General features: G+C 54.9%; 17 protein-coding genes. 14 read left to right on the forward strand and 3 right to left on the reverse strand.

Annotated elements, in window-relative coordinates; translation table 11 throughout:
- Window positions 1-18 precede the first annotated feature (18 nt).
- The 11 genes from ABWH92_RS13565 (at window position 19) to lipA (ending at window position 10,802) form a co-directional block, all read left to right on the forward strand.
- Window positions 19-897: a VOC family protein gene (locus tag ABWH92_RS13565; protein ID WP_375569200.1), complete on the forward strand. Its 879-nt coding sequence runs from the start codon at window positions 19-21 to the stop codon at window positions 895-897.
- A gap of 2 nt (window positions 898-899) precedes the next feature.
- Window positions 900-1,727, forward strand: a complete 828-nt coding sequence (gene kdsA / locus ABWH92_RS13570) for a 3-deoxy-8-phosphooctulonate synthase (RefSeq protein WP_375569202.1) — start codon at window positions 900-902, stop codon at window positions 1,725-1,727.
- 102 nt (window positions 1,728-1,829) lie between these two features.
- A complete protein-coding gene (gene eno / locus ABWH92_RS13575) occupies window positions 1,830-3,101 on the forward strand; it encodes a phosphopyruvate hydratase (protein ID WP_375569204.1) in 1,272 nt (423 codons plus the stop codon).
- A gap of 158 nt (window positions 3,102-3,259) precedes the next feature.
- A complete protein-coding gene (locus ABWH92_RS13580) occupies window positions 3,260-3,568 on the forward strand; it encodes a septum formation initiator family protein (protein ID WP_375569206.1) in 309 nt (102 codons plus the stop codon).
- A 225-nt stretch (window positions 3,569-3,793) separates the two neighbouring features.
- Window positions 3,794-4,849, forward strand: coding sequence for a pyruvate dehydrogenase (acetyl-transferring) E1 component subunit alpha (gene pdhA, locus ABWH92_RS13585; RefSeq protein WP_375569208.1), 1,056 nt, complete (start codon window positions 3,794-3,796; stop codon window positions 4,847-4,849).
- Window positions 4,850-4,864: 15 nt separating this feature from the next.
- The gene (locus ABWH92_RS13590) at window positions 4,865-6,250 is read left to right on the forward strand and encodes a pyruvate dehydrogenase complex E1 component subunit beta (protein ID WP_375569210.1); all 1,386 of its coding nucleotides are present in this window, start codon (window positions 4,865-4,867) and stop codon (window positions 6,248-6,250) included.
- A 12-nt stretch (window positions 6,251-6,262) separates the two neighbouring features.
- A complete protein-coding gene (locus ABWH92_RS13595; RefSeq protein WP_375569212.1) occupies window positions 6,263-7,594 on the forward strand; it encodes a pyruvate dehydrogenase complex dihydrolipoamide acetyltransferase in 1,332 nt (443 codons plus the stop codon).
- Window positions 7,595-7,709: 115 nt separating this feature from the next.
- Entirely contained in the window at window positions 7,710-7,952 is a 243-nt protein-coding gene (locus ABWH92_RS13600; protein WP_375569214.1) for a YdcH family protein, read from the forward strand.
- Between the two features lie 49 nt (window positions 7,953-8,001).
- Window positions 8,002-9,441: a dihydrolipoyl dehydrogenase gene (gene lpdA / locus ABWH92_RS13605; RefSeq protein ID WP_375569215.1), complete on the forward strand. Its 1,440-nt coding sequence runs from the start codon at window positions 8,002-8,004 to the stop codon at window positions 9,439-9,441.
- Window positions 9,442-9,530: 89 nt separating this feature from the next.
- Window positions 9,531-9,776 carry a GlsB/YeaQ/YmgE family stress response membrane protein gene (locus ABWH92_RS13610; RefSeq protein WP_375569217.1) on the forward strand — a complete coding sequence of 82 codons (246 nt, stop codon included), beginning with the start codon at window positions 9,531-9,533 and terminating at the stop codon, window positions 9,774-9,776.
- Between the two features lie 51 nt (window positions 9,777-9,827).
- Window positions 9,828-10,802 (forward strand): lipoyl synthase, encoded by a 975-nt coding sequence (gene lipA / locus ABWH92_RS13615; protein ID WP_375569219.1) that lies wholly within the window; start codon window positions 9,828-9,830, stop codon window positions 10,800-10,802.
- Here the strand turns inward: lipA and ABWH92_RS13620 are convergent.
- A complete protein-coding gene (locus ABWH92_RS13620) occupies window positions 10,799-11,656 on the reverse strand; it encodes a penicillin-binding transpeptidase domain-containing protein (protein ID WP_375569221.1) in 858 nt (285 codons plus the stop codon). The genes lipA and ABWH92_RS13620 overlap by 4 nt on opposite strands.
- A 196-nt stretch (window positions 11,657-11,852) precedes the next feature.
- Between ABWH92_RS13620 and ABWH92_RS13625 the strand changes: the two genes are divergently transcribed.
- Window positions 11,853-12,317, forward strand: a complete 465-nt coding sequence (locus ABWH92_RS13625; RefSeq protein ID WP_375569222.1) for a type II toxin-antitoxin system RatA family toxin — start codon at window positions 11,853-11,855, stop codon at window positions 12,315-12,317.
- On the opposite strand, the gene ABWH92_RS13630 is transcribed toward ABWH92_RS13625, so the two are convergent.
- Together ABWH92_RS13630 and ABWH92_RS13635 are read right to left on the reverse strand one after the other, a co-directional pair.
- Complete coding sequence (locus ABWH92_RS13630; protein ID WP_375569224.1) at window positions 12,314-12,796, reverse strand: CinA family protein; 483 nt, start codon at window positions 12,794-12,796, stop codon at window positions 12,314-12,316. The two genes, ABWH92_RS13625 and ABWH92_RS13630, sit on opposite strands and share 4 nt — an antisense overlap.
- Window positions 12,789-14,033 carry a bifunctional 2-C-methyl-D-erythritol 4-phosphate cytidylyltransferase/2-C-methyl-D-erythritol 2,4-cyclodiphosphate synthase gene (locus ABWH92_RS13635; protein ID WP_375569226.1) on the reverse strand — a complete coding sequence of 415 codons (1,245 nt, stop codon included), beginning with the start codon at window positions 14,031-14,033 and terminating at the stop codon, window positions 12,789-12,791. Before ABWH92_RS13635 ends, ABWH92_RS13630 begins: the two co-directional genes overlap by 8 nt.
- Before the next feature lie 228 nt (window positions 14,034-14,261).
- Between ABWH92_RS13635 and dusB the strand changes: the two genes are divergently transcribed.
- Both dusB and ABWH92_RS13645 read left to right on the forward strand, forming a co-directional pair.
- Window positions 14,262-15,314: a tRNA dihydrouridine synthase DusB gene (gene dusB / locus ABWH92_RS13640; RefSeq protein ID WP_375574250.1), complete on the forward strand. Its 1,053-nt coding sequence runs from the start codon at window positions 14,262-14,264 to the stop codon at window positions 15,312-15,314.
- Window positions 15,311-16,456 (forward strand): nitrogen regulation protein NR(II), encoded by a 1,146-nt coding sequence (locus ABWH92_RS13645; protein ID WP_375569228.1) that lies wholly within the window; start codon window positions 15,311-15,313, stop codon window positions 16,454-16,456. The genes dusB and ABWH92_RS13645 overlap by 4 nt, the downstream gene beginning before the upstream one ends.
- Window positions 16,457-16,470: the final 14 nt, after the last annotated feature.

Below are 16,470 nucleotides of genomic sequence, written 5' to 3' on the forward strand. Positions count from 1 at the left end.
GAAGAAAGCCGGACGCTCATGAACCCGAAAAATGCTCTCGACCACGTCGTTGTTGGCGTGCCCGATCTTGTGTCCGCGCGCGGACGTCTCACGGCGCTTGGTTTTCAGGTTCAGCCTGATGCTCACCATCCCTTCGGCACGGGCAACTGCAACGTTTTTTTCGAGAACGGCACTTACTTTGAGCCGTTGGCCGTTACAGATCGTGATGCTGAACTTACAGCGCTGAAAACAACCAACCCGTTCGTGAAGCGGTACCATGCTTTTCGTTTCCGCCATGGCTATGGGCCGATCATGGCAGCGTTCACAACCGATAGCGCGAAGCGGATGCAGTCGCTTTTTGCATTGGAGGGCGTAAGCGCGGGAGATATTCTCTCCTTCACGCGCAAGCAGGCAATGCCCGACGGCGGAGAGACGACGATTGGCGTGCATCTGGCCGTGTCAGCATCGGAACGCGCGCCCGATGTCACACTGTTTTGTTGCGAACACCTGTCACGCGAGGTGCTGTGGCAATCGGAACGCTTCGTTCACGTCAACGGCGCCAAGGGCATTTCTCGCTTGGTTTTGGTTGAAGGCAATCCATCTGACTTTCAGTATCTCTTCCAGACCGTGACCGGTGATCGTGATCTACGAACAACTTCGTTTGGCATGGAGATGGATTTGCCCAACGCATTGGTCAGCGTGGTTTCTCCGACGGCTTATACAGCGATGACAGGTGAGATACTTCCACCACGTGGTCGCGGCCCCCGCATTGAGGCGGTGGAAATGCAGTTCGATAGTCTGGACGTGTTGCGTGCGCACCTAAGCGTCTCGGATATCGCCTTTGATGATCGTGGTCATGATCTGGTGATCCACCGCGACGAAGACTTTGCTATCACCATCGTTGCTCGGGAAGCTTGATCATGCAGCCAAGCACCACTGTTACAGTCGGGGACGTGTCGTTTGCTAACGATGCGCCGTTTTCGCTGATTGCTGGGCCTTGCCAGATGGAAAGTCGCGCGCATGCCTTTGATATGGCAGGCGCACTGAAAGAGATCTGCGGCAAGCTCGGTGTCGGCTTCATTTTCAAGACAAGCTACGACAAAGCCAATCGTACCAGCCTTTCGGGAAAGCGCGGCGTTGGTCTTGAAACGGCTATGGCGGTTTTTTCCGACATCAAGGCCGAGCTTGGACTGCCTGTACTCACCGATGTCCACGAACCTGGCCAATGCGCAGAAGTTGGCAGTGTGGTGGATGTCTTGCAAATCCCAGCCTTCCTTTGCCGGCAAACAGACCTTCTTGTGGCGGCAGCCAAAACTGGTTGCGTGGTCAATGTAAAAAAGGGGCAGTTTTTGGCGCCCTGGGACATGCAAAATGTGCTCGACAAGGTCACAGGGTCTGGCAATGCCAATGTCTTGCTGACCGAACGCGGCGCAAGTTTTGGCTACAACACACTGGTGGTCGATATGCGCTCTTTGCCGACCATGGCAGCTATGGGCGCACCGGTAATCTTTGATGCGACACACTCGGTCCAGCAACCAGGCGGGCAGGGCGGGTCAACCGGAGGCCAACGTGAGTTTGTTGAACCGTTGGCCAAAGCAGCTTTGGCAACCGGTATCGCCGGCTTGTTCATTGAGAGTCATCAAGACCCTGATAACGCTCCTTCGGATGGACCGAACATGATCCGGCTTGATCAGATGGAAGGTTTGTTGCTGAGACTGATGGCGATCGATCAAGCCGCCAAACAGTGACCTTCTTTGGGCTGGCGGGTTCAAGACTTTTGTCTTAGAAGCCAAGCGAAATCAAAACCGTGTTCTGCCAACGCGTTGGCCACTTATCCTCGGGGGACTCTCATGACAGCTATTGTCGATATTCATGCACGCCAGATCTTTGATAGCCGCGGCAATCCAACCGTTGAGGTGGATGTGGAACTGGAGAATGGCCTTGTTGGCCGTGCGGCTGTTCCCTCTGGCGCATCGACGGGCGCCCATGAGGCTGTTGAGCTGCGTGACGGTGGCGATGCCTACAAAGGTAAGGGCGTTACCAAGGCCGTTGACCACGTCAACACCGATATCTGTGAAGAGCTTTTGGGCTTGGATGCAGAAGATCAGGTTGAAATCGACTCCACCATGATTGAACTGGATGGCACGCCAAACAAAGCGCGCCTTGGCGCCAATGCCATCCTCGGCGTGTCGCTTGCTGTCGCCAAAGCAGCTGCCCAGGCCTCCAACTTGCCACTCTATCGTTACATCGGCGGTCCCTCAGCCCGAGTGTTACCGGTACCGATGATGAACATCATCAATGGTGGCGAGCACGCCGACAATCCGATTGATTTCCAAGAATTCATGATCATGCCTGTTGGGGCTGAGAGCCTCAGCCACGCCGTGCAGATGGGCACTGAGATTTTTCACACGCTGAAAAAAGCGCTCTCTGAAGCCGGTCAAAATACCAATGTTGGTGACGAGGGCGGCTTCGCGCCCAATCTCGATACCAAGGGCGCGCTTGGCTTCATCATGAAAGCGGTGGAAGACGCTGGCTACAAGCCCGGCGACGATGTGATGCTGGCGCTTGATGTTGCATCCACCGAATTCTTTGAGAACGGCAACTACAACATGAAAGGCGAAGGGAAGGTTCTCTCACCGTCCGACATGGTAGATTTCCTTGCCGAACTTACAGCCAACTATCCGATTATCTCCATCGAAGACGGCATGGCTGAAGACGATTGGGACGGTTGGAACGCCCTCACAGCCAAGATAGGCGATAAAGTTCAGCTTGTCGGTGATGATCTTTTCGTCACCAACCCGGCGCGCCTTTCCACCGGCATTGAGAAAAAGTCGGCCAATTCCATTCTGGTGAAGGTGAATCAGATTGGCACGCTCACCGAGACGTTGACGGCCGTTGATATGGCGCATCGTGCTGGCTTTACTGCGGTAATGTCGCATCGCTCTGGCGAAACCGAGGACGCAACCATTGCTGACCTCGCGGTTGCAACCAACTGCGGACAGATCAAAACCGGGTCTCTGGCGCGCTCCGATCGGCTGGCCAAATACAACCAGCTAATTCGTATTGAAGAACAGCTCGGCGCTACAGCGCTCTATCAGGGGCGGGCAATGCTGAAGGGCTAGCACTCTTTTTTAGCGCTACGATGTTGATGAACCCGGTGTCGCCCAGCGCGATACCGGGTTTTTTCTTGATACCTGTTGTTAACCAAGTCGCTTAAGTGGCGGCTAACGCTGAGCGCGGCATAAACAGTCCATCGCCATAACAGTGTGACCCCCCACGCATGCTCACGCGCCATAAACCTCGATCCCGCCGAACGCTCTACGCCTTTCGCGTCGCCCTCATCTTGTTCGGGATTTATTTTGCCTATCATGCTTTTCACGGCAACCATGGTCTACTTGCCTATGCGCAGGTTCAAGGTCAGGTTGAGCGTCTTGCTGAGGAACGGTTGCACCTTGAGGCGCGCCGCGACATTTTAGAAGCGCGCGTAGAAGCCTTGCGAAATGACGCAATGGATGGTGATCTGGTTGACGAAAGAGCGCGACAGTCGCTCGCATTGATTGGCCGATCGGAGCGGATCGTTCGTCGATAACCAGGAACGCTTCAATGCGATCCTGGCAACCGCATATGTTGTTTAACAATAATTCAGTTAATCTAGTCTAACCCATTAAAAAATATCATTTTTTTCTCTATTGTATTTGCACTTATCTAGCCTTTCGTTTCTCTTCAAAACCGGCTACTACTGAGTTACATTTGCGTCACCCAACGAGCGCAGAGATAACACGTTCGCTGTTGAGGATAACCAAGGAGCCAGTCTATGGCGCGTGCAGCCAGTTCCGCATCAAAATCGCCCGCGAAAACCGCTCGAAAGACCACCAGCAGGCGGGCGTCAAAAGCAAGCCCAAAGGTTGCTGACTTTTCCAAAGAACAAGAACTCGCTGCCTATCGCGAAATGCTACTTATTCGTCGTTTTGAAGAAAAGGCTGGCCAGCTTTATGGCATGGGCCTGATCGGCGGGTTTTGTCACCTTTACATAGGACAAGAGGCCGTCGTGATTGGCATGCAAATGGCCATGGTTGAGGGCGATCAAGTTATCACCGGCTACCGTGATCACGGCCATATGCTGGCAACCGGCATGGAAAGCCGTGGTGTGATGGCTGAGCTCACTGGGCGCCAAGGTGGTTACTCGCGTGGCAAGGGCGGGTCGATGCACATGTTCTCCCGTGAGAAGCACTTTTATGGCGGTCACGGTATTGTGGGGGCGCAGGTTTCACTTGGCACAGGTTTGGGGTTCGCCAACAAATATCGTGACAATGGCAATGTTTCTGTCACGTACTTTGGCGATGGCTCGGCCAACCAAGGCCAGGTGTATGAAAGCTTCAACATGGCCAAGCTTTGGAGCTTGCCGGTCGTCTACATCATCGAAAACAACAAATACGCGATGGGCACGTCCATCGAGCGGTCCTCATCAACCACTGATCTCTCGCAGCGTGGCGCTTCGTTTGGGATACCTGGCGAGCAGGTTGACGGTATGGATGTTCGCGCGGTCCACGCTGCAGGCGAGAAAGCCTTGGCGCATGCGCGCTCCGGCAAAGGCCCTTACATCTTGGAGATGCTGACTTACCGGTATCGCGGCCATTCCATGTCTGATCCTGCGAAATATCGCACCAAGGATGAGGTGCAGAAAATGCGCGCAGAGCACGACCCGATTGAACAGGTGAAGGTGCGTCTGTTGGATAAAAAATGGGCTAGCGAGGACGATTTGAAGGCGTTGGACAAAGACGTTCGCGCCATCGTCACCGACGCAGCCGAGTTTGCGCAGAGCGATCCGGAACCAGACGTTTCTGAGCTCTACACAGACATAACGCTTTAAGGGGAGGGTGTATTCATGCCGATTGATATTTTGATGCCTGCGCTCTCGCCGACAATGGAAGAGGGCAAGCTTGCCAAGTGGCTGAAGGCCGAGGGCGACTCGGTTTCGTCTGGTGATGTTCTGGCCGAGATCGAGACCGACAAAGCGACTATGGAAGTTGAAGCCGTTGATGAAGGCGTGCTCGGCAAGATTATGATTGCCGAAGGCACGGACGCGGTGAAAGTCAACGAGATCATTGCCGTGCTGCTGGAAGATGGCGAGGATGCCTCCGCTATTGGCTCTGGCTCTTCCGCTCCAGCACCTGCTGCGGATAACGCTCCATCCGCTGAAGCGCCCGTGCCGTCAGCGCCTGTTGTACCAGCCGCGCCGGTGGAGAGTGTTGCTCCATCTGACCCGGATCTTCCTGCTGGAACAGAAATGGTGCCGACAACAGTTCGCGAAGCATTGCGTGATGCGATGGCGGAGGAAATGCGCTCCAGCGATGATGTTTTCATCATGGGAGAAGAGGTCGCTGAATATCAGGGTGCCTATAAGATCACCCAAGGCTTGTTGCAGGAGTTTGGCGCACGCCGCGTGATCGATACACCGATCACTGAGCACGGGTTTGCCGGTGTTGGCGTTGGTGCAGCGCTCACGGGATTGCGCCCGATCGTTGAGTTTATGACGTTTAACTTCGCCATGCAGGCCATCGATCACATCATCAACTCAGCGGCCAAGACATTGTATATGTCAGGTGGTCAGCTGGGAGCGCCAATTGTGTTCCGCGGCCCCAACGGTGCTGCCGCTCGCGTGGCGGCGCAGCACAGCCAAGACTATGCCGCTTGGTACAGTCATGTCCCAGGTCTCAAGGTTATTCAGCCTTATTCTGCGGCTGATGCGAAGGGTCTTTTGAAAGCTGCTATTCGTGATCCAAACCCGGTGGTCTTCTTGGAGAATGAAATTCTCTACGGCCAAACCTTCGATGTGCCGAAGCTTGACGATTATGTGCTGCCAATCGGTAAAGCGCGGATTGCTCGCGAAGGCTCTGATGTCACCATTGTTTCGTTTGGTATCGGGATGACCTACGCCACCAAGGCAGCCGATGAGTTGGCTGGTATGGGCATCTCCGCGGAGGTTATCGACCTGCGCACCTTGCGGCCCATGGATATCGATACAGTCATTGCATCCGTGCGTAAAACCAATCGCTGCGTAACGGTCGAGGAAGGCTTCCCAGTTTGCTCCATCGGCTCGGAGATTTCTTCTCAGCTGATGGAAAAGGCGTTCGACGATCTTGATGCGCCGGTGATCCGCATTGCTGGCAAGGATGTTCCAATGCCCTATGCGGCCAACCTCGAAAAACTTGCGCTACCCAACGTCGGCGAGGTTATCGAGGCGGTGAAAGCCGTGACCTACAAGTCCTAGGAGACCCAAGCGATGCCCATCAATATTCTGATGCCCGCCCTGTCTCCGACGATGGAAGAGGGCAACCTTGCCAAATGGTTGGTGAAGGAAGGCGATAGCGTCACGTCTGGTGACGTGCTTGCCGAAATCGAGACGGACAAAGCGACCATGGAAGTGGAAGCCGTCGACGAAGGCACTGTTGGCAAGATCGTTGTTCCCGATGGCACTGCCGGTGTGAAGGTCAACGAGCTGATTGCTGTGCTGTTGGAAGATGGTGAAGATGCTTCAGCCATAGATACATCGGCAGCAGCATCTGCTCCTCCGCAAGCTGCGAGCGCTCAAGTCGATGCCCCTGCTGCTACGCCAGACGTTGCTCCGACTGCACTGTCCGCTCCGGCAGGCCCAGCGCCTGTTGCCGCATCGGGAGATAGGGTGATTGCTTCACCCCTTGCACGCCGTATCGCCAAACAAAATGGTGTTGATCTTTCCTCGGTAACCGGAACGGGCCCACGCGGGCGGGTTGTGAAAGCCGATGTGGAAGCTGCCATCGCAGGCGGTACGAGCAAAGCTGCATCTTCACCAAATGCAGCCGCCCCGTCTCAAGCGACAGCTGCGCCGGCTAAAGGTATGTCAGATGATGCTGTCCTGAAGCTGTTCGAAGAAGGGTCTTACGAACTGGTGCCACACGACGGCATGCGCAAGACGATTGCCGCCCGTCTGACAGAATCGAAGCAGACGATCCCGCATTTTTATGTGTCGGTGGATTGCCAATTGGACGCGCTGTTGAAGCTGCGTAGCGAGCTGAACAAATCGGCTCCAGTTAAAGATGAGAAGCCCGCGTACAAGCTCTCTGTCAATGACATGGTCATCAAGGCGCTGGCCTTGGGGCTGCGCGATGTCCCAGATGCCAATGTGTCTTGGACGGCCAATGATATGGTCAAACACAAGCATGCCGATGTTGGTGTTGCCGTGTCGATCCCGGGTGGTTTGATCACGCCGATTGTACGTCGCGCTGAAGAGAAGTCGCTCTCCATCATTTCCAACGAGATGAAAGATCTTGGTAAGCGCGCGAAAGACCGCAAACTGCAGCCGCTGGAGTATCAAGGCGGTACAACGGCTGTTTCCAATATGGGTATGATGGGCGTGTCCAACTTCTCAGCTGTCGTGAACCCGCCGCACGCCACGATCCTTGCGGTTGGTGCTGGTGAACAAAGACCAGTCGTCAAGGATGGCGCTCTGGCCATTGCGACCGTGATGACGGTGACTCTTTCCACCGATCACAGGTGTGTTGATGGCGCCCTTGGGGCTGAGTTGCTCGCGGCGTTTAAGTCCTACATCGAAAATCCAATGTCGATGCTGGTGTAGGCCGCTTTCGCAACCGCCATTGATGGCGATCAAAGGAGATCATTGGGGCGCAGGCTAACCCTCCATATGACCGCTCAACCAATACGAGCGAACCATAAAGCAAGGGAGAATAAGAGTGTCGCATGTGCCCCACGAATTGGCCGAGGAGTTTCCAGAGCACACCGATAAGATGCATCAGCTGAAGCAAGATAACGCACATTTTGCCAAGCTGTTTGACGCTTACCATGATGTGAACCGGGCTATTCATCGCGCTGAAACAAATATTGAGCCAACCGATGATTTGCACATGGAAGCCATGCGCAAAGAGCGAATGCAGCTCAAGGATGAAATCTTCGGGATGCTGAGCAACGCAGTCTAGCGAGAGTGCAGCCAGTCTCCCGGTTGAGAAACCAAACGGGAGACGATCCGTGGCAGACGCTTACGACATCATCATTATTGGCGGCGGGCCGGGTGGCTATGTCGCCGCCATTCGCGCCGCTCAGCTTGGCATGAAGACGGCGGTCGTTGAGCGTGAGCATCTTGGCGGTATCTGTCTCAACTGGGGCTGTATTCCTACCAAAGCTCTGCTGCGCTCAGCTGAGATCTACCATTATATGGAACACGCCAAAGACTACGGTCTGTCGGCGGAAAAGATCGGCTTTGACGCGTCAGCCGTGGTCAAACGCTCGCGTGGCGTTTCCGCTCAGCTGAATGGTGGTGTTGGCTTCCTGATGAAGAAGAACAAGGTGGATGTGATCTGGGGTGAAGCCACGATCACCAAGCCCGGTGAAGTGAAGGTTGGCAAACCAACCAAGGCCGCGATGGAGCCTGCCCACCCAGCACCGAAAGGCACCAAGGGCGAGGGCACCTACACCGCCAAACACATCGTGATTTCCACGGGCGCGCGGCCGCGCGTGATCCCGGGCATTGAACCTGACGGTAAAACCATCTGGACGTATTTTGAGGCGATGGTTCCCCCATCAATGCCGAAAAGCTTGCTGGTTATGGGCTCCGGTGCCATCGGCATCGAGTTTGCATCTTTCTACCGCACCATGGGCGTGGACGTGACGGTCGTCGAGATGATGGATCAAGTTATGCCAGTGGAGGATGCAGAAATCTCTGCAATCGCTGCCAAGCAGTTCAAAAAGCAGGGCATGAACATCATCACTGGCGCCAAGGTTTCCAAAGTTGAAAAAGCCGGTGCTGGTATCAAGGCGACCGTTGAGACCAAGGACGGCAAGTCTCAGGTCATTGAAGCTGAGAAACTGATTTCGGCTGTGGGTGTCGTCGGCAATATTGAAAACCTTGGCTTGGAAAAGCTTGGCGTGAAGACCGATCGCGGCATCATCTCCGTCGACGGATATGGCAACACATCGGTCAAGGGCATTTACGCTATTGGTGATGTTGCCGGACCTCCCATGCTCGCCCACAAGGCCGAGCATGAGGGTGTGATCTGCGTTGAGAAGATCGCAGGTCTTGATGCCCATCCTATGGACAAGAAGAAGATCCCAGGCTGCACCTACTGCAACCCACAGGTGGCTTCAGTTGGTCTCACTGAGGCCAAGGCCAAAGAGGCTGGTCATGAGGTGAAGGTTGGTCGGTTCCCGTTTGTTGGAAACGGTAAGGCGATTGCCCTTGGCGAGCCAGATGGCTTGGTGAAAACGGTGTTCGACAAGAAAACCGGGCAGTTGCTTGGTGCGCATATGGTTGGCGCCGAAGTGACTGAATTGATCCAAGGCTTCGTCGTGGCGATGAACTTGGAGACTACCGAAGAAGACTTGATGCATACCGTCTTCCCGCACCCAACGCTTTCAGAAATGATGCATGAAAGCGTGCTTGATGCCTATGATCGGGTAATCCACACATAGATGGATCAAGGTCGAGCGGTTGAACTGCCTCTCAGCTCTTATTAGCTAAGATCACTGGCGCAACGCCAAATACAAAAAGGATATTGGACATGCAGGGTGTGGGTTGGATTGGTTTTATCGTGATTGGCATTTTGGCCGGTTGGATTGCTGAGAAAGTGATGAACTCACGTCACGGGCTGCTGACAAATTTGATTGTCGGTGTCGTGGGCGCGTTCATCGGCGGTTTCTTGGCCAACGCGGTCGGTATCGCGTTCTACGGCTTTTTAGGAAGCCTGGTCGTGGCAACCATCGGTGCGATTGTGCTCCTCTGGGTGCTGCGGATGATCAAACGCTAGCACAGGTTTGCAATTGACGGCTTTCTGGCCGTCAAAACCTCAGGAGACCCCATGGTCACGCTGATTGATCGCACAGCATCGAACGCCCCGGCCAGCAAGCCCAAGCCTCGGCATCCGGAAAAAGCGCACCGTGCTGACAGCGATGTTCTGAAGAAGCCATCTTGGATACGCGTGAGAGCGCCGGTGTCCAAAGGCTTCCATGAGACGAACGACATCGTGCGTGAAAACAAGCTCGTCACTGTGTGTGAGGAAGCTGGTTGCCCCAACATCGGCGAATGTTGGGATAAAAAACACGCCACGTTCATGATTATGGGCGAGGTGTGCACGCGAGCTTGTGCGTTCTGCAACGTGGCCACAGGTGTGCCGACGGCGCTTGATTCCGATGAACCTCGTCGCATCGCCAATGCTGTTGAGCAAATGGGTCTGAAGCACGTTGTGATCACGTCCGTGGATCGAGATGACCTTGATGATGGTGGTGCTCAGCACTTTGTTGAGGTGATCGATGCCATTCGCGACACATCGCCGGGAACCACGGTCGAAATCCTGACGCCTGACTTCCTGCGTAAAAATGGTGCTATTGAGCAGGTTGCACGTGCCAAACCTGATGTGTTCAACCACAATCTGGAGACGGTGCCGTCAAACTATCTGACGGTTCGCCCTGGCGCACGCTACTTCCATTCGATCCGCTTGCTTCAACTGGTGAAGGAAGTCGATCCAACCCTGTTCACCAAATCCGGCATCATGGTCGGCTTGGGTGAAGAGCGCAACGAAGTGCTTCAGGTTATGGACGATCTGCGCGCCGCTGGCGTCGATTTTCTGACTATCGGTCAGTACCTTCAGCCCACTCGCAAGCATCACCCGGTAAAGAAATTTGTGACGCCTGAGGAGTTTAAGGCCTACGAGACCATCGCCTATGCGAAGGGCTTTCTGATGGTTTCATCCAGTCCTTTGACGCGCTCTTCGCATCACGCAGGCGACGACTTCGCCAAACTGCGTGATGCTAGGATGAAGACCCAGGGATTTTAGTCGCCAAAGCCTGCTGGAAGCAGGTTGGCTTCGATCAGCAAACGCGTTGTGAATGACTGCCTGAACTCGCGGATGGAGTTCCAGCTTGGCCCTTGGGTGTGCAGGGCGAAAACGACCGGCATGGCGTTTGTTCGATCAACAAAGCCGACATACCAACCCTCGAATGGGCCTGAGAAGTTTCCTGATACGACCGGACCGCCCCCAGTCTTTCCGTGCAGTGCATGTTCATTAATTTCGCGCGCCAGGCTGGCCTCTGTTAGGGCAGCGAGTTGAGCGTCTGGTACACCAAGCTCTCCTGTAAGGAGACTTGCGAGAAAAGCCACTTGCTCTTCAACAGATATCTCCAAGGCGCCTGACAGCCAGAACGAGTCCGAACCGTCCGGAGCGCCTGCATTGCCATAGTCCCAAGCGGTCAGTTGCGTCCGATAGGTGGAGGCGCCAACATGCTGGGCAATATCGCGAAAGTACCAAACAGCAGATCGCTGAAAAGCCGTGCGTAGGCTTTGCTCCTGACGCCAAGCGTCAGGCCACCAGAAACTGGCGGGACGCGTTTGTTGATCCCAAGGCCGCACTGTGTCTAGGTCGGGTGTAAAGCCGCTGTCCAACGCAATAATCAAGTTGGGTATCTTGAACGTAGACCAAGGCGCGTGGCGGCTTTGCAGATCACTGCCTTCTAAAACGTAACGTGTGTTTGTCTCCAGATCGTACGCAAGGAAGGAGACATCACGGTCTTCGATGCTCTCCTGGTGAGGAGCAAGCGGAAGGGTCGCCGTGTTGGTCTGTTGCGCCTGTGCGCTGGTTAGCAGGGCAAATGAGGCCAGAACTGTGGCCAGGGCATTTCTGTAGTGTTTCATCAAAGACTCATGGTTGAGGTGGAAGTGCGAATGACCCGCTATGATGAGACACTATGACCAAGGTGCGGCCCTTGAACGATATTGTGTCTCAAACGATCTGTTCACGCATAGCGCGTAGGCTTTCAGCGCTTTGTCATGCTAGTTTTCGCTGCCATATCTGGCATTCGATGCCTAAGATCGTGCCCGGGGAGCACATATGCCGCACTTCACGACCCGCCATATGGTTCAGCATAGCGCAGACGATATGTTCGCGCTTGTTGCCGACGTGCGCGCTTATCCAGAGTTTGTTCCACTTTGCCAGAGTCTGCGCGTCCGCGGGGAATCGCCCTTGGAAGGGAACCGGTCGGTCGTCGTTGCTGACATGACGGTGGCGTACAAGGTGTTCAAAGAGACCTTTACGTCCCGTGTTGAGCTCGATCCAGATAAGCGAGAAATCCTGGTCACTTACTTGGATGGCCCGTTCAAGAAGATGGAAAACCGTTGGCGCTTTGAAGAGACAGGCGAGGGGCGTTGCGTGGTCGAGTTTTTCATCGACTACGAATTTCGTTCACGCGCTTTGGCCTCGCTTATGGGGGCGATGTTTGATCGGGCTTTTCGCAAGTTTTCCAGCGCTTTCGAAGCTCGTGCTGATCAACTCTATGGAACCGAAAGCGCGGCCTAGAGTATTTTTTCAACCAACTCAAAAGCATGCAGAACGCTCGCCTGCCGAACTTCCGAACGGTCCATACCGTCAAACAGTCTGTGGCTGTGTACGGTTGCTTGCCCTCTTCGAGCGCATCCAAAATGAACAGTGCCAACGGGTTTCTCTGCTGAGCCGCCGCTTGGTCCTGCTACGCCGGTAACGGACACGCAGATGTCAGCGCCAGCGCGCGCCAAGGCACCTTCGGCCATAGCCCTGGCAACCGGCTCACTTACAGCGCCATGCTCGTTGATCAATGCAGCAGGAACGCCCAACATTTCAGTTTTGGCGCCGTTGGAGTATGTCACAAACCCTCGGTCCACCACCGCTGACGAACCCGCGATCTCGGTCAGTGTGGCTGCGATCATCCCTCCCGTGCACGACTCAGCAGTCGCTATCATCAGCCGATGAGCTTCCAATTGTTTGAGAAGATGGCGCGCTTGATCGTGAAGATCATTCATCTGAAGGTACCATCACGCTCGCAGTGGCGAAGGCAGCAATACCCTCTTCGCGGCCCGCAAAACCCATTCGTTCATTGGTCGTTGCTTTAACGGAAACGCGCTGCTTGCTGATGCCCAAAGCTTCGGCCATTACCTTGATCATGGCGTCACGGTGAGGCCCAATTTTAGGGTTTTCAGCAACCAGTGCTACATCGACATTGATGATCTTTCCGCCTGCTTTTCTGATCAGATTGGCAGCGTGACGGACAAACAAGTGTGACGCCGCGCCTTTCCATGTTGAATCTGATGGCGGGAAATGCGTGCCGATATCCCCTTCGCCTATGGTCCCTAAGAGCGCGTCGGTTAGGGCGTGGAGCCCCACATCCGCATCAGAATGTCCGTCCAGTTTATGGGTATGGGGGATGAAATGACCGCAAAGCCATACACCATCTCCGGGGACCAGGCGGTGAACATCGTAGCCAAGTCCGGTGCGCGGTTCCAACATGGAGTTCTCTTTCGTTTGGATAATGGCGTGCGCATGCTGCCAATCCCGAGGCGTGGTGATCTTGATGTTGTCTGCTTCTCCATTGATTCCGATACAGCTATGCCCAGCCCATTCCATGATGCTGGCGTCATCGGTGAAGAGTGTCTCGGGTCTGTTAGCTTCAACTGCTCTGTGTGCGTTCAGCAGTGTTTCTCCATGAAAGGCTTGTGGCGTTTGAACCGTTGTCAGAGTGCTGCGGTCAGGGCCGTTTGCTAGCCAGTCATCATGTCGTGTTTTCAATGTGTCCGTGACAGGTAAGCAAGGGATCGCCCCCAGTGCGTTTTCTAACCCATTCAACAACCGGTCGATGAGGCCGGTCGAGGCAAAAGGCCTTGCCCCATCGTGAACAAGAACAGCGCTATCTGGCTGATAGGCATCTGAAGCGGCCCACGCTTGAAGGCCTACCAGCGTGCTTTCACGTCGCGAGGCGCCGCCAGGGACCGCGAAGAAGCTGACCCCTTCGGCAACATAACGTTTCCAAGCCCCCGCGTTGGTCTCTGATGCGGGCAAAACAAGCACAACTGTTGCTACATCTTTATGCGAGGAGAGCGTATGCAAGCTCCAGGCAAGAAGCGGTTTGCCTTCCAACTCAACGAACTGTTTGGCAACGCCGTGCTCGGTAGTTGTTTCACGGGCTCGGCGACCATGACCTGCGGCCAAGACGATGGCGCATGCATAACGAGTGTTGGTTGCTGGTGAGGTTTGGTTCGACATATGAGGAGGCATATCGTGACGAGCTTCGGTCGGGAAGGGAGTCGTGCGTTCAACGCGGTCTATTGCGTTTGCCTGTTAACTCTGCCGCTCTTCCACTTGACGATGAGCACGAAGAGCATTGCAATGTGCTGAAAAATTAGCCATGCATGCATAATGGTCAATTATGCATCAGGTGTTGAGTTGGAAAACGATCCGCTCGGGTCGTCCGTACCGGAAATCGGTACGCCAATGCCTATTGCGAAGGCATCGGCCCGCAATCGCGTTTTGCTTGCTCCAATGTCCGGTGTAACAGACCTGCCTTTTCGTCACTTGGCCAACAAGCTTGGGGCTGGCTTGGTCGTCAGCGAGATGGTGGCCAGTCAGGAGTTGGTGGTCGATAATCCTGACTCGCGGTTGCGGATGGATGTGAGCGGCCTAGAGACGTCGGTGGTTCAGATCGCAGGCCGAGAGGCCCAATGGATGGGTGAAGCAGCCAAGATTGCTGAAGGCGCGGGCGCCAGCGTCATCGATATCAATATGGGATGTCCGGCCAAAAAGGTCACTTCAGGGTACTCGGGTTCCGCATTGATGCGCGATTTAGACTATGCGCTCACACTTGTTGAGGAAACGGTTGATGCCGTGTCTTTGCCGGTCACGCTGAAGATGCGCCTCGGATGGGATGACAAGACTATCAACGCACCAGAGCTAGCGCGCCGTGCGTGTGAAGCTGGGGTGCAGATGATCACTGTGCATGGGCGCACACGCTGCCAGTTCTACAAAGGGTTGGCCAATTGGCCGACTATCGCAGCGGTGAAAAACGCGATCGATGTGCCTCTTGTTGCCAATGGCGATGTGGTCTCTAGCGCTGATGCAAAGCGCATCTTGCAAGAGAGCGGTGGAGATGCGGTGATGGTAGGACGTGGCGCCTACGGTCGACCGTGGCTACCTGGCTATTTGGCAAGCGACGACCCTCAAGCATTTCTGTCGGAACTGCCCAAACCGGTTGACTTGATTGCTGAGCACTATCAGGCCCTTGTTTCGCATCATGCCGTGCACAGGGGTGTGCCGTTGGGCGTTCGCATCGCCCGCAAACACTTTGGCTGGTATCTCGATACAACCGACCTTCAGAGGCCGTTGGAAACCAGAGAGCGTGATGTGCTGTTCGGTAGCGATGATCCAAACGACGTCGTGCCGGTGATCCTGTCTGTGTGGGCCGATGCAGTTTGGCTTCGACCAGTTGGACGGGAAAGCGGCGCGAATACTGATTTGTCAGGCGATATGTTCAAGGCGCGCGCAGCATGAGTATCGAAACGCGCGACAGTGAACGCCTTCAAGTTAGGCTGCTCAACGCGCTGCCACACGCAGCATTGCTGGTTGATGAGCAGTTTCAAATACTTGAGGCCAACAACGCGGCTGAGGTGTTCTTTCGCACATCGCTTGCGATCATGCGGCGTGAAGGGCTGAAACACTTTGTACCCTTTGGTAGCCCAGTGTTCACAACGATAGATCAAGTTGCAGCTGACAATGCCCCCTTGACGGCCTACGGCGTCGATCTTTCAAGCCCACGTCAACCTGACGATATGCTTGTGGACGTCTATGCAGTTCCCATTGTCGAGGCTTCTGCCGACGAAGGCCAGGGTGGCCCAGTTTCAGCCATTGCTTTGACGCTGCATCCCCAAGCGCGCACGCGCAAGCTTGATCGGCAACTTACCTCGCAATCCTCAGCGCGTTCGGTCAGCGGACTGGCCGCCATGTTGGCGCACGAAATCAAGAACCCACTTTCGGGTATTCGTGGGGCTGCGCAGTTGTTGGAAGGCAGCGTGGAGGACGAAGACCGCGCACTGACCCAACTCATCACCGACGAAGCTGATCGCATTGTCAAACTGGTCGATCGGATGGAGGTGTTTTCCGACGAACGTCCGGTGGAGCGAGGGCCCGTCAACATCCACACTGTGTTGGAGCATGTGAAGCGCTTGGCGGAAAACGGCTTCGGCAGCCACATACATTTTGTCGAACGCTACGATCCTTCACTTCCCGCGGTTTTCGCCAATAGAGACCAGATGGTTCAAGTGTTTTTGAACCTCGTGAAGAACGCGTGTGAGGCTATTGGTTCGGCTTCCGATGGCGAGATTGTTCTCTCCACGGGTTTTAAGCCTGGTATTCGGCTGTCTGTGCCAGGCAGCGCAAAGCGGCTTACTCTGCCCCTGGAGTTCTCCATTCACGACAATGGGGGCGGTATCCCGCACGATTTGGTGCCCAATCTTTTTGATCCGTTTGTAACAACTAAATCCAATGGCAGTGGCTTGGGATTGGCGTTGGTTGCCAAGATTATCCGCGATCATGGTGGGGTTGTGGAGTGCGAGAACCATGAGCGTGGCGCAACTTTCAAAGTGATGATGCCGATTTATCGACCGGCTGAAAACACTCCAAACCTCTCCGTGTAACTGCTTGAACGTTT

Origin of the sequence: Ahrensia marina (genome assembly GCF_042140245.1) — a bacterium.
GTDB lineage: Bacteria > Pseudomonadota > Alphaproteobacteria > Rhizobiales > MH13 > MH13.